Consider the following 22,901-nt stretch of genomic DNA (forward strand, 5'->3'; position numbering starts at 1 on the left):
CCTCTTTTTGCCCTTCACGCAATCAATACTTGCGCAACCCTTAAACTGTCCGCGTGAACACGACGACGGAGTGGGAGTCCGCCGTGCTCGACGGCGGTCCGGCGGACGGAGTGCGGATGCGGGTCATCGGCCGCCCGAGGGTGGTGCAGGTGACGTATCCCTGCGAGGTGGACGGCTCGACGGTCCAGGCGGACGGGGTGTACGTGTACCGCCTGGACTATCGGGCGACGGGCGAGCCGTTGCGGTACGGCTATGACATCGCGAGCCCTTAGCGCTCCCGGCGCGGGGCTTACGCGGCCGGCTTGGAGTCCGTGGCCGTCGGACGGGCGGTGGCCGTCTCGCCGGGCGCGGACTGGATGACGCGCGGCGCGGCGGCCCCCGCCGCCCCGGAGGAGGCGCCTTCGGAGGAGACCGGAGCCTCGGCGGCGCCGTCCTCCTTCATCGCCTTCGCCTCGCTCTTCAGGATCCGCATCGACTTGCCGAGCCCCCGCGCCGCCTCGGGCAGCTTCTTCGAGCCGAACAGCACGATGATCACGATCGCCACGATCAGCAGATGCCAGGGCTCAAGTCCGTTGCGGAGCATCCGACTTCACCTCGTCTCCAGGGTCTGCCCGAGCGCTGTTCCCCAGCGTTCTCCAGCATCAAAATTCCTTGCTACATTGCGCAACCATACAACCTTGGGAGGGATGGGCGCAGGATGACGACCACCACCGAGACCGCGCCCTCCCGTCGCCGCAGGCGCGCGGAACCGCCCCCGCGGAAGGGCGGGAGCCGTAAGAAACAGCAGCGTGGCCCCCTCCGTACCGTCCTGCTGATCGGCCTCGCCGTCGCCGTGCTCGGCACGGCGGGACTGGGCTGGATCTACCTCAAGCTGAACGGCAACATCGACACCTTCGACGGCGGCGGACTCTCCAAGGACCGCCCTGCGGACACCTCGAAGGGCGAGAACGTCCTGGTCATAGGGTCGGACGCGCGCACGGACGGCAACGCGGCGCTCGGCGGCGGCAACAAGGACGACGTCGGCCGCTCCGACACCGCCTTCCTGCTGCACGTCTACGCCGACCACCAGCACGCGATCGCTGTCTCCATCCCCCGCGACACCCTGGTCACCATCCCCGCCTGCAAACTCCCGGACGGCACGTGGACGCAGGAGCAGAACAACACCATGTTCAACTCGGCGTTCTCGGTGGGCCAGACGGCGAAGGGCAATCCGGCCTGCACGCAGAACACCGTCGAGAAGCTGACCGGGCTGCGGGTCGACCACACGGTCGTCGTCGACTTCAAGGGCTTCGCGGCGCTCACGGACGTCGTCGGGGGCGTCGACGTCTGCCTCCCCAACGACATCTATCAGAAGGACCTCAACCCCAACCGGGCCACGCGAGGCGACCTGCTCTTCAAGAAGGGCGAGCAGACCGTCGCCGGCGAGAAGGCCCTGGACTACGTCCGCATCCGGCACGGCATCGGCGACGGCTCCGACATAGGCCGTATCAAGCGGCAGCAGGCCTTCGTCTCCAGCCTGCTGAAGAAGATCAAGAGCGACGGGCTGACCCCGACGAAACTCCTCCCGCTCGCCGAGGCGGCCACCAAGTCGATGACCGTCGACCCCGGCCTCGGCTCGGCCGAGAAGCTGATCTCCTTCGCGATGTCCATGAAGGACATCGACCTGCACAACACCAAGTTCATCACCGTCCCCTGGCGGTACGAGGGCGCCCGCGTCGCCGTCGTCGAACCCGACGCCTCGGCCCTGTGGGCGGCCCTCAAGGACGACCGCACCCTGGACGGCCAGGACGCGAGCGGCACCAGCAAGAAGACGGCCACCCCCGCCGCCACCCCGGCCGCCGTCTCCGGCGCGGGCATCCCGGTCGGGGTCTACAACGGGACGACGACGGAAGGGCTCGCGGGACAGGCCGCCGCCGACCTGACCTCGCACGGCTTCACGGTCACCGGCACCGCCAACGCGGGCAGCCGCGACCACGCCACGACGATCGTCCAGTACGGCACCGGCCTGCGCGCCAAGGCGGAGACGGTGGCCAAGCTGTTCCCCGGCGCCGAGCTGGCGGAGATCTCGGGGACGTCCGTGAACGTCGTGCTGGGAGCGTCGTACACGTCCTCCTCGGCCGCCGCCAGCCCCGCGCCGACCTCCGTGCCCACCTCCGTCGCCTCCGAGGCCCGCTCGGCTGACGACGACCTGTGCTCGAACCTGTCCTACGGGGGCTGAAGTGCGGAGTTGATGTCCCAAGTCCGTGACAGACATGAGGAAGCCCTGGCCAGGCGGGCCAGGGCTTCCTTAGTTTGGAGAGGCGCCTTGGGAATTGCGCAACAGAGCAACCGTCAACACCCGACCTGACCGTAGGAGGTCATACCGTGGGCATCATCGGCTGGATCATCCTCGGCCTGTTCGCTGGAGCGATCGCCAAGATCCTGCTCCCCGGCCGCGACCCGGGCGGCCTCATCGGCACCACCCTCATCGGCATCGCGGGCTCCTTCATCGGCGGCTGGCTGTCGTCCCGCTTCCTCGACCGCCCGGTGCAGAACCAGTTCTTCGACCTCTACACCTGGGGCGCGGCGATCGCGGGGTCACTGGTCCTGCTGATCGGCTACCGGATCCTGTTCGGCAACTCACGGGACTGACAGAGCCGGCAGACCTGTCAGAGGTGCGTGGAGATCGCCGGCAGCAGATCCTGGAACGTCCGCCCCGTCGCCGGCTCCCCGATCGCCTGCACCTGCCAGCCCCCACCGGTCCGGTACAGCTTCGCCATCACCTGCGCGGTGTAGTTCCCGCCCCCGCTGAGCGTGTACCGGGCCAGCTCCTGCCCGTTGGACTCGTCGACGACCCGGCAGAACGCGTCCTCGACCTCCGAGAAGGTCTGCCCGGTGAACGAGTTGACGGTGAACACGATCTGATCGACGTGCACCGGCACCCGGGCGAGGTCCACGATCACGACCTCGTCGTCACTCCCGCCGCCGCTGCCCCCGACGAGGTTGTCCCCGAGGTGCCGGACCGACCCGTCGTCGCTGGTCAGATGCTGGAAGAAGACGACGTCCGCGAGCTGGCCCCCGGCGAACAGCAGCGCCGACGCGTCGAGGTCGATCTCCTTGGGCCCCGCCAACTTCGCGAGAAATCCCTTCCGTTGAGCGGCCCGCCAGCCCAGCCCCATCCGTACGGCCGTCAGCGCGCTCCCGTCGTTCTTGCTGAGGCTGACCTGCTGACCCTTGCTGAGGTTGACCGACATGAGGCGCTCGCTTTCGTCGCTGATGGCTCTCTGAAATCTACAACACTGTAGAAAGTTGGGGATGTTTCACGTGAAACGAGGGGTGCGCAGGGAGGCATGTTTCACGTGAAACAGGAGGCCCGCCGAGGCTCGTTTCACATGAAACAGGGCCCGGTGTTTCACGTGAAACACCGGGCCCTGTCCGATCAGCCGGCGACTACCTCCGGCGCCTCCTCTGCCGCGCCGCGAGGAGCAGTCCGCCACCCGCCGCCAGCAGCGACACCGTCAGCCCGATCAGCATCGGGTTGAACTCATCTCCGGTGTCCGGCAGTTCGGGGCTCGGCGGCGGCTCGGTCGTGACCGTCACCTTCGAGGTCGTGGGAACCGGCGGCGGCCCGTCCCCCGGCACCTTCGCCGTCCCCGTCGCCGCATTGCTGAGGCTCCCGGACTTCGCGTCGGCCTCGGTCACCTGATAGGTGGCCGTGCAGCTGACCCGCTGACCGGGCAGCAACTTGGCCGCGCCCTCAGGGCAGTCGATCGCGGAGACCTTGCCCGTACCCGAGAACTCGGTCTCGACCGGCTTCGCGTCGAGGAGTGTGACGTTGCCGGTGTTGATGAGCAGGAACGAGTAGGTGATCGTCTCGCCCGTCTTCACCGCCCGGTCCGGGCTCGCCGTCTTCTCGACCTTCAGCGCCGGCTTGCGCTGCGAGGGGAGGGTGGTCTTGCCGGGCGGCGAGGTGATCGGGGTGCTGGTGCCGGTCCCGGTCGGCGGAACCCCGGTCACGGTCGCGGAGTTGGAGAGCGTCCCCGCGTCGACGTCCGCCTGGACGACCGTGTACGTCGCCGTACAGGTCACCGAGGCACCGGGCGCGATCGACTTGACCGCGTCCGGGCACGAGACGTCGGAGAGCGTGCCCGCCCCGGTGAAGTCGCCCTCGTGGACGGCCACATCGGTCATCGTGACGTTGCCGGTGTTGGTGACGACGAACGAGTAGGTGACCGTCTCGCCGAGCACCAGCTCGTTCTTGTCGGCCGACTTCACGACCGTCAGCGCCGGCTTGGGGTCGGTCGGGACCTTGGTCGTGCCCGGCGGGGAGGTGATCGGGTCACCGCCCAGCGGGGGCTGCCCGGTGACGGTCGCGGAGTTGGAGAGCTGCCCGGCGTCGACGTCTGCCTGGGTGACCGTGTACGTCGCCGTACACGTCACCGACGCTTCCGGCGCGAGCGTGGTGCTGGGGCAGCTGGGCGGCGAGAGGGTGCCGGTGCCGTTGAAGTCGCCCTCGTGGACGGTGATGTCGGTGAGGGTGACGTTGCCGGTGTTGGTGGCCTTGAACGAGAAGGTGATCGTCTGCCCGGCGACGAGGTCGTTCCGGTCGGCCGTCTTCTCGACCTTCAGGCCCGGGGTCTGGGTGCCGGTGATGGTGTTCGTCGGGGTCGGCGGGGACGTGATCGGGGTGTCCGTGCCCGGCGGAACCCCGGTCCCGGTCGCGGTGTTGGTGAGCTTGCCCGCGTCGACGTCGGCCTGCGTGACGGTGTACGTCGCCGTGCACGTCACCGACGCTCCCGGCGCGAGGGAGGCGGCCTCGTCCGTGCAGACGATCGCCGACATCTTGCCGGTCCCGCTGAAGTCGCCCTCCTGGACACTGACGTTCTTCAGCGTCACGTTCCCGGTGTTGGTCGCCACGAAGGTGTAGGTCATGGTGTCCCCGGCGACGAGGTCCGTCTTGTCGGCGGTCTTCGTCACCTTCAGACCCGGGGTCTGGGTACCGGTGACGGTGTTCGTCGGGGTCGGCGGGGACGTGATCGGGGTGTCCGTACCCGGCGGAACCCCGGTCCCGGTCGCCGTGTTGGTCAGCTTCCCGGCGTCGACGTCGGCCTGGGTGACGACGTAAGTCGCCGTGCACGTCACCGAGGCACCCGGCGCGAGCGGCCCGCTGGGGCAGCTGATCGCGGACATCGTGCCGGTGCCGGAGAAGGTGCCCTCCTGGACGCTCACGTTCTTCAGCGTCACATTGCCGGTGTTGGTCGCCTTGAAGGAGTACGTCACCGTCTGCCCGGCGACGAGGTCCGTCCTGTCGGCCGACTTCTCCACCGTGAGCCCCGGCTTCTGGGTCCCCGTCAGCTGCGTCGTACCCGGCGGGAAGTCCTGCGGGGTGGTGGTGTTCGGCGGAGTGCCGGTCGGGGTCGCGGAGTTGGTGAGCTTGCCCGCGTCGACGTCGGCCTGCGTGACGGTGTAGGTCGCCGTGCACGTCACCGAGGCGCCGGGCGCGAGCGACTTCGCCGCGTCGGGGCAGCTGATCGCGGACATCCTGCCGGTCCCGCTGAAGTCGCCCTCCTTCGCGCCGACGTCCGTCATCGTGACGTTCCCGGTGTTGGTGATCTTGAAGGAGTAGGTCACCGTGTCGGCCAGCACCAGGTCGGTCTTGTCCACGGACTTCTCGACCTTCAGGCCCGGCGTCTGCGTACCGGTGACCGTGCTGGTCGGGGTCGGCGGGGAGGTGACCGGGGTGTCGGTGTTCGGGGGCACGCCGGTCGCGGTCGCGGTGTTCGTCAGCTTGCCCGCGTCGACGTCCGCCTGCGTGACGACGTACGTCGCCGTGCACGTCACCGAGGCGGCGGGCGCCAGGGTCGTGCTGGGGCAGGTGATCGCGGAGAGAGTCCCGCTGCCGCTGAAGTCGCCTTCCTGGACCGCCACGTTCTTCAGCGTGACGTTGCCCGTGTTGGTGACCTTGAAGGAGTACGTCACCGTCTGCCCGACGACCAGGTCGGTCCGGTCCGCCGACTTCTCCACCTTCACCGACGGCTTCTGGTCCACCGTCACCGTGGTCGTACCCGGCGGCGAGGTGATCGGGGTCGTCGAGTTCGGCGGAGTCGCCGTGGTGGTCGCGGAGTTGGTGACCTTGCCGGCGTCGACGTCGGCCTGCGTGATCGTGTACGTCGAGGTGCAGGTCACCGAGGTGCCGGGGGTCAGGGAGCCGCCCGGGCAGGTGATCGCGGACATCTTCCCCGAGCCGCTGAAGTCGCCCTCCTGGACGCTCACGTCCTTCATCGTGACGTTGCCGGTGTTCGTCACCACGAACGAGTAGGTGACGACGTCCCCGACGGCGACCTTGGTCTTGTCGGCGGCCTTCGTGACCGACAGGGCCGGCTTCTGGGTGCCGGTGACCGTGTTGGTCGGGGTCGGCGGGGCGCTGATCGGGGTGGTCGTGCCCGGCGGGACGCCGGTCGCGGTCGCGGTGTTGGTGAGCTTGCCCGCGTCGACGTCGGCCTGGGTGACGACGTACGTCGCCGTGCACGTCAGCGCCGCGCCCGGGGCCAGCATCGTACTGGGGCAGCTGATCGCGGACATCTTGCCGGAGCCGCTGAAGGAGCCCTCCTGGACCGCCACGTTCTTCAGCGTCACGTTGCCCGTGTTGGTGACCTTGAAGGAGTACGTCACCGTCTGCCCGGCCACCAGGTCCGTGCGGTCCGCCGTCTTCTCGACCTTCATGGCCGGGGTGCGGGTGCCGGGGATCGTGGTCGTCGAGGGGGTCGACGGGGTGATCGGGGTCGTCGAGTTCGGCGGGGTGCCGGTCGTGGTCGCGGAGTTGGAGAGGGTGCCCGCGTCCACGTCGTCCTGGGTCACCTTGTAGGTGGCCGTGCAGGTCAGCGAGGCGCCGGGGGCCAGGGAGGTGCTGGGGCAGGCCGGGGTGGGTGCCGTGCCCGTACCCGTGAAGTCGGTGTCCTTCGCGGAGATGTTGCTCATGGTGACGTTGCCGGTGTTCGTCACCTTGAACGTGTAGGTGACGGTGTCGCCGAGGACGAGGGTGGTCTTGTCGGCGGACTTGACGACGGTCAGCGCGGGCCGCTGCGTGCCGGTGACCGTGGTCGTGTTGGGCGTCGAGGTGACCGGGGTGCCGTTGTTCGGCGGGGTGCCGGTCGCCGTCGCGGAGTTGGAGAGCTTCCCGGCGTCGACGTCCGCCTGCGTGACCGTGTAGGTCGCCGTGCAGGTCAGCGAAGTGCCGGGCGCGAGCGCGACGTTGGGGCAGCTCGGGGTGGGGGCGGTGCCGGTGCCGGAGAACGCCGTCTCGTTGATCTTCACGGGGGAGAGGGTGACGTTGCCGGTATTGCTGACCTTGTAGGAGAAGGTGACCGTCTGCCCTGCGGTCAGGTCGGTCCTGTCTGCCGACTTGGCGACCGTCAGCGCGGGTCGCTGCGTGCCGGTGACGGTGTTCGTCGGGCTCGGCGGCGAGCTGATCGGGGTGGTCGTACCCGGCGGGACGCCGGTCGCCGTACCGGAGTTGGTGAGTTTCCCGGCGTCCACGTCGGCCTGCGTGACCGTGTACGTCGCCGCGCACGTCACCGAGGCGCCCGGGGCCAGTGCGCCGCTCGGGCAGGACACGGCGGGGGCGGTGCCGGTGCCGCTGAAGCCGGTCTCCTTGACCGTGACGCCCGTGAGGGTGACGTTGCCGGTGTTGGTGGCCTTGTAGGTGTAGGTGACCGTCTGGCCGGCCACCAGGTCCGTGCGGTCGGCGGTCTTCGTGACCGTCAGCGCGGGTTTCTGGGCGGGCGTCACCGTGGTCGTCGCGCTCGGCGGCGAGGTGACCGGGGTGGTCGAGTTCGGGGGGACGCCGCTCGCCGTCGCGGTGTTGGCGAGTTTCCCGGCGTCCATGTCGGCCTGCGTGACCTTGTAGGTCGCCGTGCAGGTCAGGGAGGTGCCCGGGGCGAGGGAGGTGCTCGGGCAGGACACGGACGGGGTGCCGCCGCTGCCGGAGAAGTTCGTCTCCTGGACGGCGATGTTCCTCATCGTGACGTTGCCGGTGTTGGTCACCCTGAAGGTGTACGTCACCGTGTCACCGACGGCCGGGCTCGTCTTGTCGGCCGTCTTCGTCACCGTCAGCGCGGGTTTCGCGGTGAACGGGACGACGGCTGTGGAGGGCGAGGAGGTCACCGCGCTGCCGTTCGGCGGGGTGCCGGTCGCCGTCGCCGTGTTGGAGATCCTCCCGTTGTCGACGTCGGCCTGGGTGACCGTGTAGGTCGCCGTGCAGGTCAGCGAGGTGCCGGGGGAGAGCGCGTAGCCCGGGCAGGAGACGGACGGGGTGCCGCCGCTGCCGGTGAACGCCGTCTCGTTGATCTGGACCGGGTAGAGGGTGACGTTGCCGGTGTTGTTGACGGCGAAGGAGTAGTGCAGGGTCTGGCCCGCGTTCAGGTCACCGGTCTCGGCGACCGTCTTGTTGACGGTCAGCGCCGGGGACTGGGTCGCCGTCACGGTCGCGGTCGAGGAGTTCGACGTCGGGGCGGACATGCCGCTCGGCGGGGTCGCCGTCGCCGTCGCCGTATTGGTGATCTGCCCGGCGTCGATGTCGGCCTGGGTCGCGGTGTAGGTGACCGTGCAGGTCACCGAGGCGCCGGGGTCGATGCTGCCGGGGCAGGAGGCGGAGGGCTTGCTGCCGGTGCCGGAGAAGGAGGACTCGTTGATGGTGGGGTCGGTGACCGTCACCTCTCCGGTGTTCGTCACCTGGTAGGAGTAGGTGACGGTGTCGCCCGCCTTGGAGATCCGGCTCGGGGAGGCGGACTTGGTGAGGGAGAGGGAGGTCCTGGCCGGGGTGATGCCGAGGATCATTCCCCAGTAGTCCAGCGTGGTGCCGCTGCCCTCGTAGCCGAAGTTCAGGGTCAGGCTGGTGATCGACGCCGTCGCCGTGTTGACGTCGTAGGCGCCGCAGCCGAAGGCGCTACAGCTGGTGGTGTCGACGGCGGAAGTGCCGTTGTACTGGTTCGCGTTGACGATGCCGACCGTACGGCCGCTGTTCCAGATCCCCATGCGCGGGCTCTGCGAACCGGGGGAGTCCAGGCTGAAGGTGCCGGACGAGAGCGTCATCGGGTGGTCGTGGTACCCGAAGACGGGGGAACCGGTGGTCCCCGCCGCGCCGAAGTCACCGACATAGACGATCGGGGTCTTCACCGGCCGCGAGAAGGTGTAGGTGATCGAACCGCAGCCGTTCACCGCGGTGTTGGTGCAGTTCTGCGCCCCGTACCGCAGGGCCGCGCTGGACGTGTTCGGCAGATAGGAGGGCCGGCCGCCGCTGTAGATCACGTCTCCCGGCTGGCTCATCGACGCCGCCCCCGAGAGGGTGGCGGTCACCACGACCCCGCTCGGTGTCGTACCCGTCGCGGTGCTGCCGTTGACGGACCAGCTGGCGGGGTACTCCGACCCCGCCGGCACGGCCGCCGCCGGTGTCATGTCCCACATCGGGGACACCAGGGAGAGCAGTACGGCGAGGACGGCCAGGACGGACAAGGGGACGGCAGGTCTGCTTCGGTCGACTCCGATCACGAGCGATATTTATGAATACCGGGACGTAATAAAGCAGACAGACACAATGAAGTACTGCGGAAGTTCCCCCGTAGGGACCAGCCCTGACGCCTCGTCAGCACCTCTGACCTGCATGAACCGTAGAGATTAAAGTACTTATCGGCCCTGGTCGCGAGGGCGGTGCGGCATCTCAATTCAGACCGCGAGCGACCGGGGCGCGGCGACCCGGCTGACCGAGCTGCACCGGCGTATCACCGGCGAACTGAACGGGGTGCCCGCGTCCGAGGAGGATTCCCTCGTTCTCGAAACCCTCGACCGGATCCCGGAACGGCACCGGGACGTCCTGCTCCTGCGCTACTGGGACGGGCTGAGCACGGCCGAGACCGCCAAGGTGCTCGGATGCGGTGGTCCGGCGGTGTGGGTCCGGCCGCACCGCGCCCGTGAGGCATTCCGGGACGTCTACACCTCACCCGTGTCCCTCTCACCCGAGGAGTCGGCATGATCGGCAAAATCCATGTGAAGTCCCTTGTCCGGCAAGCCGATCCGGTACCGGACACGACAGCGGGCGGCCTGTCGGCACGGGCCCGGGAGGAACTCGCCGGGCTGGTCGGACCCGCGGCGGCGCGGCAGCCGGCACCGGCACGGCGGCCGGCCCGGCGCGCGATCCTCGTGGCCGCCGTCGCCTGCACGGCCGCCGCGGTGGTCGCGACGGCCGCCGAGCTGGAGAACGCCTCCGTGCTCATCGTCCGCGCGCGCCTGGGCGCCGGGCGCGAGGAGACGGCCGGCGGTCTCACCGAGACCGTCGCCACCGCCCAGGTCCTGGCCACAGCCAAGGGCACGCCCCCCGCGGGCGACCGCACGGTCGCCGCCAGCGCCAACGGCGTCGCCCTGAGCACGGACGTACTCAGGGCGCTGCGGCTGACGCGCTGAAGACGAACGGAGGGCGTTCTCACGTCCCCGGCCCCGGAACGCCCCGCCCCCGCCCAGGGATTGATTACCCCCTGGATCCGACTTACTGATCAACCCCCGCGGCCCGGAGATTCGGTTGTGCCTGAACCCGACCGGACTGAAAGGAGCGGGGCCATGTCCCGTTCACTCCGTAAGAGACTCGCCGGCGCCCTGGCCACCGCCGCCATCGCGGGAGGGTCGCTGACCCTGGCCACCGGTACGGCCAGCGCCGCGACCCCGACCTGCAACGCCCCCGTCTTCAACGCCTGCGTGAAGATCGTCAACCAGAGCGTGGACGCGTACAGCTGGCGGATCAACGTCACGCAGCCCAACGGCCACACGTGGAACCGGTGTCTGACCGGCAGCCAGCCCCGCCAGACGAGCTACTGGACGAGCGTCTGGTACTCCAACAGCGACAAGGTCTCGCTGACGGCCTACCGCGGCCGCAACTGCGAGGGGTCGACCAGGAACGACCAGTGGTGGGGCGACTGGAGCGACACCCAGGACCAGTACCACATGCTCGTCGCCTACCGGCGATGACCGCAGCGCACCGCTCGCGCGCCTGACGGCTCCCCCTCGTTGACCCAACTCCCCACAAGGAATCAACGCCATGCGCCCTCTCCCCACGGCAGCCCCCGCGGCTGAGACCACCGTGAACAAGAAGAAGAACTTCCGCCGCTGGCTGACGCCGGTGCTGAGCCTGGGCCTCGCCCCGCTGGTCCTGCTGGCCTCGCCGGGCTCGGCCTCCGCGGACACCTGGTGCTGGAAGCCCGACGGCTACGACATGCGCAAGGGCGACACCACCTGGGCGAAGTCGCAGACCCAGGCCGCCAACACCTACCAGGACTGGGTGTGGCGCGGCCCGACGTTCCGCTGCCCCACGAACGTCCCGAGCTGCTCCTACGCCTGGGGCCAGCAGAAGACGACGGGCTGGCAGTGGTCGGTCGGCTTGAGCATCAGCAACCCCATCCCGTACCTGAACCAGGTGCTCGGCAGCATCACCCCGTCGTACGGGCGCAGCGGGTCGACGACCACCTCGTTCACCTTCACCACGAACCTGAGCCCGGGTCAGTACGGCCAGCCCATCCAGGTGGTGGAGCGCCGCTGGACGCAGGGCACCTTCGTCGGCGCCTTCCGCACCGACCACTCCAGCTGCGGCCGGGGCGACGAGCGGTACTGGTGGGACGGCAACTACCAGTTCGGCAGGTGGCAGACCAACCTCAAGGTCAACGACTACGGCACGTACAACGTCTGGAGCTGACGCCCAGGTGACCGGCTGACGCCGCGTACCGGCCTGGCCCCCGCGGCCCCCCATGCCACGGGGGCCAGGCCCCTGCCCAGCCTCACTCAAGGGAACCCGTTCATGAACCCCCGCCGTCACCCGCGCCCCGCCCGCCCCGCGACCGCCGCCGTCCTCGGCGCCCTGTGCGCCCTGCTGACCGCGTGCACCTCAGGCGGCGCCCACCCCTCCGCCGCCAGCGCCTCCCCCACCCCCACGCAGGCCCAGCCCGCCCCCGCCGTCAGCTCCTCCCCCAAAACCCTGCCCCCCTCCGCCCTGTGCACCGCCCTCGACCGCTCCACCGCCGCGCGGCTCCTGACCGCCCCGAAGCAGGCCCCCCGCGTCGCCCCCGCCAAGGGCACGGCCCCCGACTCGTGCGGCTACATCTCCGGCGACGGCACCGCCATGCTGACCCTCACCCCCTCCGCCCGCGGCTACGACGCCGAGGTAGCCGCCGCCCGCAGCCTGGCCGGCGACCCGGCGTCGGCGGGCCTGCGCGAGGTGAAGGTCACCGAGGTCGCCGGGCTCGGCCGGGGCGCCTTCCGCGAGACCGCCCAGGTGGTGAACCCGCCGCAGGCCCTCACCTACGTGGTGTGGCACACGGCGTCCAGGACCTGGGTCCTCACCCTCGCCGACACAAGCGGCAAAACAGAGGGCGACGACCAACTGGCGCCCCTGGCCCGCCGGATCACCCCCCGCCTCCCTGACTGAGCCCCCCGCCGCCCCCACAGACCCGCCGATACCCCGCCCCCGGCACATACGTCCGCCACAGCTCCCGCGACAGATCCGCGGCCACCCGGTCACAGACCTGCTGCACCGCCTGCCCCGGATCGACGGTGTACCGCTGAAGCGGAACATGCCGGCTCCCCGCGTACAACGCCGTCCCGTCGGGAGAGAACGCCAGCGACTCGATCCCGTCCCCGGGCGTGATCAGCGGCGTACCGAGCGGCTGCCGGGTCGCCACGTCCCACAGCTGCACGCTCCCCGCGTCCCCGCCCACCGCCAGCGTCCGCCCGTCCGGGCTCACCGCCACCGCGCTCACCGCCTCCGGGGTGTCCCCGAGCGGCGAGGGGAAGACGTTGCGCAGCACGCCCGCGCGCCGGCCGACGCCCCCGTCCCACAGGGCGACCCGGCCCGTCTGGTCGCCGACCGCGAGCAGCGAGCCGTCGGCGGAGAAGTCCGCCGCGCCGATCTGCTCGCCCTGGACGAGGTCGCGGCCCGAGACCGCGCCGGAGGGCAGCGCGGCGAGCCGCCCGTCGCCGACGAGGAGCCGGCCGTCGGGGCGCACGGCGAGGTGGGTGCTGTTCAGCCCGGACAGCACCGAGGTCCTGCGCCCGGCCGCCGTGTCCCACACCTCGTCGTACAGATCGCCGCCGGACAGGAGCGTGCGGGCGGTGTGCAGGGTGCGTCCGGCGGGGCCCAGGGCGGTGTTCAGCACCGGGTCGCCGAGCAGGTCGAGGTGTGCGCGGGTGCGGCGGCGGGCGGTGTCCCAGACGGTGAAGGGCTGGCCGACCGCCTCCTGTCCCGGCGCGGAGACGCCGTACCCGAACGCCGTGCCGTCGGGGCTGAACGTCAGCAGGGGGAAGGTGTCTTGAGGGCGGACGGGGAGGAACGGGTTGCGGGAGACCGGTACGTCGGCCGGGGGCGGCGTGCTCAGCAGGCGGCCGTCGGCGGTGGCGCGCAGCTGGAAGAGGTAGCGGTCGCCGGTGCGTTCGGCGGTGGCGTACGTGCGGCCGTCGGGGCTGAGGTCCACGCCGTCCAGCGGGGCCGGGCGCCAGGCGGGGGTGACCGCCGGGCCGAGGTCGAGGCAGTGGACGGTGCCGCCCTCCAGGTAGCGCAGGGTGCGGCCGTCGGGGTCCCAGGCGAGGCCGTCGTAGAGGCGCTGGTTGTTCAGGGAGTGGCGGAAGACGGGCGCGTCCGGGGCGGACAGCCGCCATACGCGGATCTCACCGGCGCCGGCCGTCGCGAGGAAGGCGCCGTCCGGGCTGAAGGAGGCGTAGTGGGTCTGGGTGTCGTCGAGGTCCGCGATCTGGTGGCCCGTCGCGGTGTCCCAGACGCGGACGCCGTCGGCGGTGGCGGCGGCCAGCCGGCCGGCGGCGAGGCCGAAGACGGTCGACTCCTCGGCGCACAGGCGGTCCTTGCGCCAGTCGCCGGGCAGGGCGCGGCCGGCGGCGGTGTCCCACAGCTGCGGGGCGCCCGCGTCCGGGCAGACGGCCGCCCGCCGCCCGTCCGCGCTCAGCGCCGTGAGCGGCGTACCGGGCGCCGGGGCCTGGAACAGGACGCGGCCGTCGGCGACCGAGCGCAGCCGCATCCGGGTGCCGTCGGTGGCCAGGAAGGCGCGGGCGTCGGCGGTGAAGCGGACCTCGGTGTCCGGGGGCAGCGGCGCGGCCGGGCCGGTCCAGCGGCCGGTGGCCGTGTCCCACAGCCGTGTTCCGTGGTCGTCGCTGATCACGAGGACCCGGGCGTCGGGGGCCGCCTCGACGACCGTGCCGTCCGGCAGCCGGCCCGAGCCGGTGCGGCGGGCGGTGGTCACCTGCCAGGTGCGCCAGGTGCCGTCGGAGGTGCTGAGCAGCGTGTGGCCCGAGTCGGCGAAGGAGCGCCGGATGGGGTAGCCGGACGCGGGGTCGGTGAAGGTGCTCGTCTCCGGCTGGGTGAGGGAGCCCAGCAGGGCGCGGCGGGTCTCGGGCAGCTCGGCGATGCGCCAGGCGGCGACGCCCAGCAGCAGCGCGGTGCGGGGGTCGGTGGTGCGCAGCGCGTCGGCGACGTCGGCGACCCTGCGGGCCGCTTCGTGGGTGTCGCGCCGCTCGTTGTCCTCGTCCAGGTGCCGGACGCTGACGGCCGTCATCAGCGCCACGGCCAGCACGGCGGTCAGCGACACGGTCAGGAGGCGGTGCCTGCGTACGGTCCTGGCGGCGGCCCGGCGTTCGGTCGCGCGGGCGGTGAACGCGGCGGTCAGGAAGGCCCGTTCCGTCGCCGACAGTTCCGTGTTCCTGTCGTGGTCCGGGAAGAGCTCCTGCGCGCGGTCCAGCCGGATGCCCCGGTAGAGGTCGCCGGGGTCGCGGTCGTGCTCGCGCCAGGTGCGGGCGGCGGCGCCGAGCGTGCGGTGGTGGCGCAGCTGTTCGCGGCTCTCCTCGATCCAGCCGTGCAGCCGGGGCCAGTGGGTGATCAGGGCCTCGTGGGCGAGCTGGACGCCGTCCTCGCCGGCCGTCAGCAGCCGGGCCCGGGTCAGCCGTTCGAGGACCGCCCGCGCGTCCGCGTCCGCCCATTCCTCCAGGTCGGGGCGGGAGAGGGGGCGCCGGGTGTCGGGGGTGCCCAGGCCGGGCTCGATCATCCGCAGCAGCAGCCGCCGGGCGGCGTCCGCCTGGGCCGGGGAGAGTCCGCCGTACACCTCCTCGGCGGTCGTCGCGATCGCGCCGCGCACCCCGCCGGCCGCCTCGTACCCGGCGAGGGTGAGCATCCGGCCCTTGCGGCGGCGCCAGGTCTCCAGCAGGACGTGCGAGAGCAGGGGCAGCAGGCCGGGTTCGCCCCGGACCTCCTCCAGCAGCCGGGCGGTCAGCGTCCGCTCCACCCGCACCCCGGCCGCCCGCGCCGGCCCGGTCACCGCCTCCCGCAGCTCCTCCGCCGTCATCGGCCCGAGCAGCAGCCCGGCCCCGCACAGCGCCTGCGCGAAACCGGGGTGCTCGGCGCAGCGGGCGTAGAAGTCGGCGCGTACGGCGACCAGGACGCGCAGCCGGCTGTCCGGGGCGCGGGCGGCGAGCAGCAGATCGACGAAGCGGGAACGTTCCTGCGGATCGTGGCAGAGGGTGAAGACCTCCTCGAACTGGTCCACCACCACCCACCCCTCCGGCCCGTCCGCGCCCGGGCTCAGCAGATGCCCGTACGTCGTGGCCGGGGTCGCCCCCGGGGCCAGGATGCGCAGCGCCGCCGGGATCCCGCGCGCCGCGATCTCCTCCCGCAGCCGGGGCAGCAGCCCGGCCCGCAGCAAGGACGACTTCCCGCTCCCCGAGGCGCCGAACAGCACCGCGAACCGGTGCTCGCACACCAGGTGCCCCAGCTCGGCGACCATGCGGTCGCGGCCGAAGAACAGGTGCCGGTCGCCGGGTTCGAACCGGGCGAGGCCGCGGTAGGGCGCGTCCTCGGCGTCCTGCGCCGGCGCCCGGTCCGCCTCGGCGGCCTTCCACCGCACCTCCCACTCGCCCGGGTCCCCGCCGCAGGCCCGCACATACCCCTGGACGACAGCCAGCGAGGGCAGCCGCTCCCCGGCGGCGGCGAGCGACAACGCGGTCGCCGAACACCCCGCCACCCGCGCCATCACCCGGTACGAGGGACTCCCCGCCGCCCGGCGCAACGCCCGCAACTCACACGCGAGCCGCTGCACGGGCCCGGCCTGCGGATCCACCGGTCTTTCGGGACGCCCCATGACACTCGCCTTCGCACGACCGCGCTCATGACATTCCTGGCATTTGAACGATGACCATACTGAGGGGGTGGTGTCGGGGGGTTGCTTGGGGGTGACGGGGAGGTGACCGGGGGTGGGGGCCGAAATGCCCTCTGAGCGGGCGTTTTTGCGGTTCAGGGGGTGTTTACACCGATCTGCGACTTCACCAACGAGTCAGGGCAAAACGCCCGCTTCCATCCCGCTCAAACCCCCCTCGATCCAGCTCGACCCTGAAGGCGCGCCCATCAGCGGGCACACCTCACCGCATGTTCACATTCGCTAATGCCACATCGCGCCTTGACCTGGCAGCTGAAATTACGGGTTCAGCGAGCACCTTGCCAATGGACGCCACAGACGACGAGGGCGATCTGAACTTTGCTGAGCAAACTGCCGACCCTGACGCCAGCAGACAGGGGGAGGCTCCTCCGGCGATCAACGCCAATCGATAAGGTTGCCCCCGGCATCAGGAGATCGATGCGCCTCGCACCCTTGACCAACAAAGGCGCTGAAACGTGATGCCCGATGCCGCACCGCCGACACAAGAACCCATTGCCACCATTTCGGAAACTTTCAACCTTTTGACCCCTATGCCCATTTCTTTAGAAGTAACGAAAAACAGCCCAGCGGCCAGATAAAGCCCCAGCCCACAGACTGTGGTCCCCGCGCACGCGGGGGTGGTCCCCACAAGATCGGGACGCCGTCGTTGTAGCCCCAGTGGTCCCCGCGCACGCGGGGGTGTTCCCTCCGGCCGGTCCCCATTTCCTCTCGCTCGACAGTGGTCCCCTCGCACGCGGGGTTGAAGAGATTCCGGTTCCTCGCTCTTCCCAGCATCAAATCCAACTGGAGAGATTCTCTCGGAAACTTCCGGGAACCGGACACACCATCACTCTGGCGCATATAGCGTACCCAGGCACGCCGGGGTGCAACGCAAAGCAGGGTCGGCTTGTGCATGCCCTGCCAGAGGGTCAGCACAGGTCCGGCCCGCCTCAATTGATCGCGATCGAGACATGGAAAGCCTACCGATGCGCTCGAACGAAGCAGCCGCCGAACCGTCCGGCCAGGCAGCGTTATCCGTCGTGGCCGGTCTTGGTGCAGCCGTAATCCCGGCCTGCCCGACACCCCTGTCCGGACATGCACCGTGGGTCTGGCTGGCCATCGTCGTCCTCGTGATCCTGTCGTTCCGGTCGAAGACGTCGAAGCCACGCCTCGCCTGAATCCAGTCACCCTTGGGGCGACCGTTCAGCCACAGTCAAGCCAGCCGCCCCTTTTCCCCGGAGGTCCCCTCCCGCCCGAGAGGGACCTCCACTCCGGCGTGCAAGAAATGGGAGCCATGCCTGAAGCAGCCAAGGATGCAGACTCTTCGGACATCCCGTTCCCCTGGGAAGAATTATCCGCCTCCACCAGGTCGGCTTGGGCGAAGTCCGAGATCAAGTCGGGCGGCTGGCTTCCGCTTTGGCGGCACATGGCCGACAGCGGAGCAGTCGCCGGCCGTCTGTGGGCGGAATGGCTACCCCGTTCGATCAAGGAATTGGTGACGGAGGAGCTGCCTGGCGGAGAAGACGACGCCCAGAGGCTCGTCCGATTCCTGGCCAGTGTCCATGACGTGGGGAAATCCACCCCCACCTTCGCCTGCCAATTCGATGCGTCGGCCAATTCGATGCGTGACGCCGGACTCGAAATGCCGATGGCCAAGGATTACGGCCAGGACCGCCGGATCGCGCCCCACGGCCTGGCCGGGCAGTTGCTGCTCCAGGAATGGCTGGCCGAGCGCTACGGCCTGCGCGGACGGGTGTCGGGCCAGTTCGCGGTGGTGGTCGGCGGCCACCACGGCACGTTCCCCGATCACGAACAGATCCACGACCTTCAACTCCGCCCGCACCTGATCCGACACCCCGGACCGAGCGAAGAGGTCTGGCGACGAGCCCAGTTCGAGCTGATGGACGCGTGCGCGGCTGCGGCGGGCGTGACCGACAGGTTGCCGAAGTGGGGGGAAGTACGGCTGTCGCAGCCCACGCAGGTGATGCTGACGGCGGTGGTGATCCTCGCGGACTGGATCGCGAGTTCACCCGAGTTGTTCCCCTACGACCCCGAGACGTGGGAGCCGGTGGGGCCGACCGGCGAGCGGCGTCGACTCGCCGCCGCCTGGGCGGGGTTGGACCTCCTCCCACCGTGGGCACCGGAGGAACCTACCCAACCGGCCGACGAGTTGTTCGGACAGCGGTTCGCCCGGCTGAAGGGCAAGACCGTCCGGCCGGTCCAGACCGAGGCCGTCCGGATGGCCAGGGAGATGCCCGCGCCGGGGATGCTGGTGATCGAGGCGCCCATGGGTGAGGGCAAGACGGAGGCCGCGCTCGCGGCGGCGGAGATCCTGGCGGCACGGTCCGGTGCGGGCGGCGTACTGGTGGCGTTGCCGACGCGTGCGACGGGGGACGCGATGTTCCCCCGGCTCTTGGAGTGGCTGGAGAGGCTCCCGGACATCAACAGAACGCGGCACTCCGTCGCGCTCGCCCACGCCAAGGCAGCCCTGAACGACGTATGGGCGGGCCTCCTGCGCCAAGGCCGGCGGACGATCGTCGCCGTCGGCCTGGACGACCAGGAGATGGAGAAACTCGATCCCCGGTCCCGGCACGCCAAACCGGCCGGATTCCACGCCCACCAGTGGCTGCGGGGCCGCAAGAAGCAACTGCTGGCCTCGTTCGCGGTGGGAACCATCGACCAGGTCCTGTTCGCAGGGCTGAAGAGCCGTCACCTGGTGCTGCGGCACCTGGCGGTGGCGGGCAAGGTCGTGGTGATCGACGAAGCACACGCGTACGACGCCTACATGGGCCGCTACCTGGACCGGGTTCTGGAGTGGCTGGCGGCCTACCGGGTGCCGGTCGTGGTGCTGTCGGCGACACTCCCGTCGGACCGCAGGCGCGCGCTGGTGGCCGCGTACACGGGCTCCTCCGAGAGCAGCGACGTAGAAACGGCCCCCGACGCTTACCCGTTGATCACGGCCGCGTCCCCTGGCCACCCGGTGCTGACCGCGCGCCCTCCGGCGGCCTCCGGGAGGAAGACCGCCGTCGTCGTGGAGCGCACGGACGACGACCCGGCCGAACTGGCCGACCGACTGGAACGTGAACTCACCGACGGCGGCTGTGTGTTGGTCGTACGGAACACGGTGGACCGCGTGCTGGAGACCGCCGGCGTACTGCGCGCCCGGCTGGGGGACGAGGCGGTCACCGTGGCCCACTCCCGTTTTCTCGCGGCGGACCGCGCGGCCAACGACGCCGATCTGCTGCGCCGCTTCGGCCCGGACGGCGGCCGACGGCCGTACCGGCATGTCGTGGTGGCCAGTCAGGTGGCGGAGCAGTCCCTTGACGTGGACTTCGATCTGCTGGTCACCGATCTGGCCCCGGTGGACCTGGTGTTGCAGCGGATGGGCCGCCTGCACCGGCATGTCCGCAGCCGACCGGCCCGTCTGGCTCAGGCGCGCTGCCTGATCACCGGCGTGGACTGGGAAGCCGTTCCCCCGCAGCCGGATGCTGGGACGGTCGCCGTCTACCAGAGCGAGTACATCCTGTTCCGCTCGCTGGACGTGCTCGACCCGTTCCTCGACGGCCGGACACTCGAACTCCCCACAGATATCAGCCTGTTGGTGCAGGCCGCCTACGGTGATCCCTCGCCGGAGGAGCAGCAGCGGCTGGCGGAGGCGTACCGCACTCACCGGCAACTGCTGGAGAAGAAGCGGGAGAAGGCCGGCTCCTTCCTGCTGGACTCGGCACGACGGCCGGGCCGCCCTGTGTACGGGTGGCTGGCGGCCTCGGCCGGTGACGCGGACGACAGCCCCACGGGTCGTGCCCAAGTCCGGGACAGCGAAGAGACGTTGGAGGTCCTGGTCGTCCAGCGGCAGGCCGACGGCCGGCTGACGACCGTACCGTGGCTGTCCGACGACAGGGACGGAAAGCGAGGCGGTCTGGAGCTGCCCGTCGACTTCATGCCAAGTCCGCGCGCGTGCAAGGCGGTCGCGGCCAGCGCTCTCACACTTCCGGGCCGCTTCAGCAAGCCGTACATGGTCGACCGAACCATCGCGGAACTTGAGCGTTTCCTGGTCCCCGCCTGGCAGGTAAAGGAATGCCCTTGGCTGGCGGGGGAGTTGATCCTCGTTCTCGGCCCGGATTGTCAGACCTCTCTGGCAGGCTTCGTTCTCACCTACAGCCGCGCGGACGGACTGCGGGTGACGTCCGCCGACGCGATCGCCGTGGACGGACAAGCGGGGACAGGGGAGGAAGAAGGTGGGGGCGACGAGCAGCTGCCAGACGAGCGACGGCTTAGCCAGGAACCCGAGAGGGTCACGGTGAACGAGGATCCGCCGGGGCCGCCCTCCTTCAACCTGGCTGTCGAGCCGTGGCTGCCGGTGCAGCGCACGGACGGCACGACCGCGCAGCTCTCGCTCCTCGAACTCTTCCAACAGGCGGATTCCATACGCAGGTTGGTGGGTGACGTCCCGACGCAGGAGATCGCCCTCCTGAGGCTCCTGCTCGCCGTGCTGTACGACGCGTCGGACGGCCCGGCGGAGATCGAGGACTGGGAGGACCTGTGGCTGTCGGCGGACCCGTTCGCGGCCGTCACGGACTATCTCGCCCGACACCAGGACCTCTTCGACCTGTTCGCCCCCGAGCGCCCCTTCTACCAGGTCGCCGGTCTGCGCACGGCGAAGCACGAGGTCGCGCCGCTCAGCCGGATCGTCGCGGACGTCCCGGTGGGCGAGCAGTTCTTCACCATGCGCCGTCCGAACGTCGAGACGCTGTCGTACGCGGAGGCCGCCCGCTGGCTGGTGCACGCGCACGCCTTCGACACTTCGGGCATCAAGTCCGCGATGGCCGGCGACGACAGGGGGAAGGCCGGCAAGGTCTATCCACTCGGGGTGGGCTCGCTGGGACATCTCGGCGGGGTGTTCGCCGAGGGGGCCACCTTCCGGGAGACGCTCCTGCTCAACCTGATCGCCCTGGAGGAGCCGGAGGCAGGTTTCGACGACCGGACGGTGAAGGACCTGCCGGTCTGGCGCCGTCCGGAGCCGCTGAGCCCCGGTGAACGCGAGCAAGCCGCTCCCACCGGCCTGCGGGACCTCTACACCTGGCAGTCCCGCCGCATCCGTCTACACGCACAGGCAGGTGCCGTGACCGGGGTGGTCCTCGGCTACGGCGACCCCCTCTCGCTCGCCGCCCCGTGGAAGAGCGAGCCGATGTCGAGCTGGCGGCGCAGCGAGGCCCAGGAGAAGAAGCAGGGCCGCAAGCCGTTCTACACGCCGTTGCGGCACGACCCGAGCAGGGCGGCCTGGCGGGGGCTGGAGGCGTTGCTTCCGGCGCGCCGTCAGGCTGCCGACGACGGCCGGCGCGGTGAACCCGACCGCATCCTGCGCGCGGGGGTGGCCCGCTGGTTCACCAGGGTGATCACCGCGAGCGAGATCCCGGCGGGCACGCTGGTGCGGCTGCGGCTGGTGGGTGCGGTGTACGGCACCCAGCAGTCGGTGGTGGACGAGATCGTGGACGACTCCGTTGTGCTGCCCGTCGTCACCCTGCACGAGACGAACCGGTTCTACGGCGCCGCGGCGGTCGACGCCGTGAGTGACGCGGAGCTGGCCGTGGTCGCCCTGGGGCAGCTCGCGGGGAACCTGGCACGTGCCGCCGGCACCGATGCGGCGACCCCTCAGGCGAGCGCCCGCGACCTGGGCTTCGGCGCGCTGGACGGACCGTACCGGGCCTGGCTGAAGGACCTGCTCAGCTTCCCCAACCTGGAGACCGCACGCCGGGAATGGAAGACCACCGTCCACCGCCACATGCTGCGCCTCGGCCGGCAGCTCCTCGACTCCGCCGGACCCGCCGCCGACGAGGGCCGCCTCACCGACGTACCCGGCCTCGGCATCCGCCTGATGGACACCGCCCGCGCCGACCAGTTCTTCCGCCTGCGCCTCCACAAGGTCCTGGGCCCCCTTTCCGCCGAAGCCAAACGTCCGGAGAGCGATTCATGAGTACGACGACCGAGGCGGCCAAGGCCAAGACCAAGGACGAGCCCCGATCCCTCACCGAGGCAGCCGCTCGCAGCACCGTGGAGCGGTTGCAGGGCGGCTACCGCAGGGACAACGCCGCAGCCGTGGCAGCCGTCGCCCGGCTACGACGGGAAGCAGGCCGCGAACCTCACGCCTCGCCCACCAGCTGGGGACTCGACGACCTGGAAACACTCACCGAACTCCGCGCGAAACAGCGGGAGGAGAGCGACGACACCGCGCACTGGTTCGTCTCCCGCAAGCGCCGTGAGCGCGAGGCGCAGGAGGAGCGCGAGGACCGGGCGGTGCACCTGGCCGTGACCATGTGGGCGCTTCACCAGCAGTCGGTGCGCGAGGAGGCGATGCACATCCGCGGCTGGTCCCTGGGCCGCGCCGTACGCATGCTCGCCCAGAAGAAGGGCACGGAGGACGACGGCCAAGGTGCCGTCGAGAACGCCAACTCCACCTTGCGCCAACGCTTCGTACGCCTGGGCACCTCCTCCGACATCGACGTTCTGAGCCGCCGCCTGCGCGAGATGGTGCTGCTGCTGCGCGAAGCCCGCATCCCTCTCGACTACGGACGGCTGGCCGACGAACTCGACCGCTGGCAGGACGACAGATGGCAGGCCGACGTCCGCCGCGCCTGGGGCCGCGAATTCCACCGCGTGTACAGGACAGCCGCCTCCCAGGACGACGCGGGCGAATGA

At 70.4% G+C, this 22,901-nt stretch carries 15 protein-coding genes; 11 read left to right on the forward strand and 4 right to left on the reverse strand.

Going from position 1 to position 22,901, the window contains the following annotated elements; translation table 11 throughout:
* Window positions 1-53 precede the first annotated feature (53 nt).
* Window positions 54-272 (forward strand): hypothetical protein, encoded by a 219-nt coding sequence (locus tag ACYUD3_RS07255; protein ID WP_470965456.1) that lies wholly within the window; start codon window positions 54-56, stop codon window positions 270-272.
* A gap of 17 nt (window positions 273-289) precedes the next feature.
* Here ACYUD3_RS07255 and tatA read toward each other — a convergent pair whose 3' ends face one another.
* Window positions 290-583 carry a Sec-independent protein translocase subunit TatA gene (gene tatA / locus ACYUD3_RS07260; RefSeq protein ID WP_470965459.1) on the reverse strand — a complete coding sequence of 98 codons (294 nt, stop codon included), beginning with the start codon at window positions 581-583 and terminating at the stop codon, window positions 290-292.
* A 114-nt stretch (window positions 584-697) separates the two neighbouring features.
* Between tatA and ACYUD3_RS07265 the strand changes: the two genes are divergently transcribed.
* Together ACYUD3_RS07265 and ACYUD3_RS07270 are read left to right on the forward strand one after the other, a co-directional pair.
* A complete protein-coding gene (locus ACYUD3_RS07265; RefSeq protein ID WP_470965462.1) occupies window positions 698-2,218 on the forward strand; it encodes an LCP family protein in 1,521 nt (506 codons plus the stop codon).
* Between the two features lie 146 nt (window positions 2,219-2,364).
* On the forward strand, window positions 2,365-2,631 hold the full coding sequence (locus ACYUD3_RS07270; RefSeq protein WP_470965465.1) for a GlsB/YeaQ/YmgE family stress response membrane protein: 267 nt from the start codon (window positions 2,365-2,367) through the stop codon (window positions 2,629-2,631).
* 17 nt (window positions 2,632-2,648) lie between these two features.
* Here ACYUD3_RS07270 and ACYUD3_RS07275 read toward each other — a convergent pair whose 3' ends face one another.
* Window positions 2,649-3,233: a TerD family protein gene (locus ACYUD3_RS07275; RefSeq protein WP_470965468.1), complete on the reverse strand. Its 585-nt coding sequence runs from the start codon at window positions 3,231-3,233 to the stop codon at window positions 2,649-2,651.
* Window positions 3,234-3,429: 196 nt separating this feature from the next.
* Window positions 3,430-9,525, reverse strand: coding sequence for a beta strand repeat-containing protein (locus tag ACYUD3_RS07280; protein WP_470965471.1), 6,096 nt, complete (start codon window positions 9,523-9,525; stop codon window positions 3,430-3,432).
* A gap of 250 nt (window positions 9,526-9,775) precedes the next feature.
* Between ACYUD3_RS07280 and ACYUD3_RS07285 the strand changes: the two genes are divergently transcribed.
* The 5 genes from ACYUD3_RS07285 (at window position 9,776) to ACYUD3_RS07305 (ending at window position 12,442) form a co-directional block, all read left to right on the forward strand.
* Complete coding sequence (locus tag ACYUD3_RS07285) at window positions 9,776-10,006, forward strand: RNA polymerase sigma factor (RefSeq protein WP_470965474.1); 231 nt, start codon at window positions 9,776-9,778, stop codon at window positions 10,004-10,006.
* Complete coding sequence (locus ACYUD3_RS07290; RefSeq protein WP_470965478.1) at window positions 10,003-10,434, forward strand: hypothetical protein; 432 nt, start codon at window positions 10,003-10,005, stop codon at window positions 10,432-10,434. Before ACYUD3_RS07285 ends, ACYUD3_RS07290 begins: the two co-directional genes overlap by 4 nt.
* Window positions 10,435-10,587: 153 nt before the next feature.
* Window positions 10,588-10,992: a hypothetical protein gene (locus tag ACYUD3_RS07295; RefSeq protein ID WP_470965480.1), complete on the forward strand. Its 405-nt coding sequence runs from the start codon at window positions 10,588-10,590 to the stop codon at window positions 10,990-10,992.
* Window positions 10,993-11,062: 70 nt separating this feature from the next.
* Window positions 11,063-11,713: a hypothetical protein gene (locus ACYUD3_RS07300; protein ID WP_470965483.1), complete on the forward strand. Its 651-nt coding sequence runs from the start codon at window positions 11,063-11,065 to the stop codon at window positions 11,711-11,713.
* Window positions 11,714-11,815: 102 nt separating this feature from the next.
* Window positions 11,816-12,442: a hypothetical protein gene (locus ACYUD3_RS07305; RefSeq protein ID WP_470965486.1), complete on the forward strand. Its 627-nt coding sequence runs from the start codon at window positions 11,816-11,818 to the stop codon at window positions 12,440-12,442.
* Here the strand turns inward: ACYUD3_RS07305 and ACYUD3_RS07310 are convergent.
* Window positions 12,420-16,151: a WD40 repeat domain-containing protein gene (locus ACYUD3_RS07310; protein ID WP_470965489.1), complete on the reverse strand. Its 3,732-nt coding sequence runs from the start codon at window positions 16,149-16,151 to the stop codon at window positions 12,420-12,422. The two genes, ACYUD3_RS07305 and ACYUD3_RS07310, sit on opposite strands and share 23 nt — an antisense overlap.
* Window positions 16,152-17,191: 1,040 nt before the next feature.
* Between ACYUD3_RS07310 and ACYUD3_RS07315 the strand changes: the two genes are divergently transcribed.
* From ACYUD3_RS07315 to casB, 3 genes are all read left to right on the forward strand, one after another.
* Window positions 17,192-17,383, forward strand: coding sequence for a hypothetical protein (locus ACYUD3_RS07315; RefSeq protein WP_470965492.1), 192 nt, complete (start codon window positions 17,192-17,194; stop codon window positions 17,381-17,383).
* 116 nt (window positions 17,384-17,499) lie between these two features.
* Window positions 17,500-22,179 (forward strand): type I-E CRISPR-associated protein Cse1/CasA, encoded by a 4,680-nt coding sequence (casA, locus tag ACYUD3_RS07320; protein WP_470965495.1) that lies wholly within the window; start codon window positions 17,500-17,502, stop codon window positions 22,177-22,179.
* The gene (gene casB / locus ACYUD3_RS07325) at window positions 22,176-22,901 is read left to right on the forward strand and encodes a type I-E CRISPR-associated protein Cse2/CasB (RefSeq protein ID WP_470965498.1); all 726 of its coding nucleotides are present in this window, start codon (window positions 22,176-22,178) and stop codon (window positions 22,899-22,901) included. Before casA ends, casB begins: the two co-directional genes overlap by 4 nt.

Source organism: Streptomyces sp. AMJ-169 (assembly GCF_055597585.1).

Bases quoted from the DNA above. Each gene is read 5' to 3' on its own strand.
- ACYUD3_RS07295 (WP_470965480.1), top strand. From the start codon at position 10,588: ATGTCCCGTTCACTCCGTAAGAGACTCGCCGGCGCCCTGGCCACCGCC.
- ACYUD3_RS07305 (WP_470965486.1), top strand. From the start codon at position 11,816: ATGAACCCCCGCCGTCACCCGCGCCCCGCCCGCCCCGCGACCGCCGCC.
- ACYUD3_RS07265 (WP_470965462.1), top strand. From the start codon at position 698: ATGACGACCACCACCGAGACCGCGCCCTCCCGTCGCCGCAGGCGCGCG.
- ACYUD3_RS07275 (WP_470965468.1), bottom strand. From the start codon at position 3,233: ATGTCGGTCAACCTCAGCAAGGGTCAGCAGGTCAGCCTCAGCAAGAAC.
- tatA (WP_470965459.1), bottom strand. From the start codon at position 583: ATGCTCCGCAACGGACTTGAGCCCTGGCATCTGCTGATCGTGGCGATC.
- casB (WP_470965498.1), top strand. From the start codon at position 22,176: ATGAGTACGACGACCGAGGCGGCCAAGGCCAAGACCAAGGACGAGCCC.
- ACYUD3_RS07290 (WP_470965478.1), top strand. From the start codon at position 10,003: ATGATCGGCAAAATCCATGTGAAGTCCCTTGTCCGGCAAGCCGATCCG.
- ACYUD3_RS07315 (WP_470965492.1), top strand. From the start codon at position 17,192: ATGCGCTCGAACGAAGCAGCCGCCGAACCGTCCGGCCAGGCAGCGTTA.
- casA (WP_470965495.1), top strand. From the start codon at position 17,500: ATGCCTGAAGCAGCCAAGGATGCAGACTCTTCGGACATCCCGTTCCCC.
- ACYUD3_RS07310 (WP_470965489.1), bottom strand. From the start codon at position 16,151: ATGGGGCGTCCCGAAAGACCGGTGGATCCGCAGGCCGGGCCCGTGCAG.
- ACYUD3_RS07300 (WP_470965483.1), top strand. From the start codon at position 11,063: ATGCGCCCTCTCCCCACGGCAGCCCCCGCGGCTGAGACCACCGTGAAC.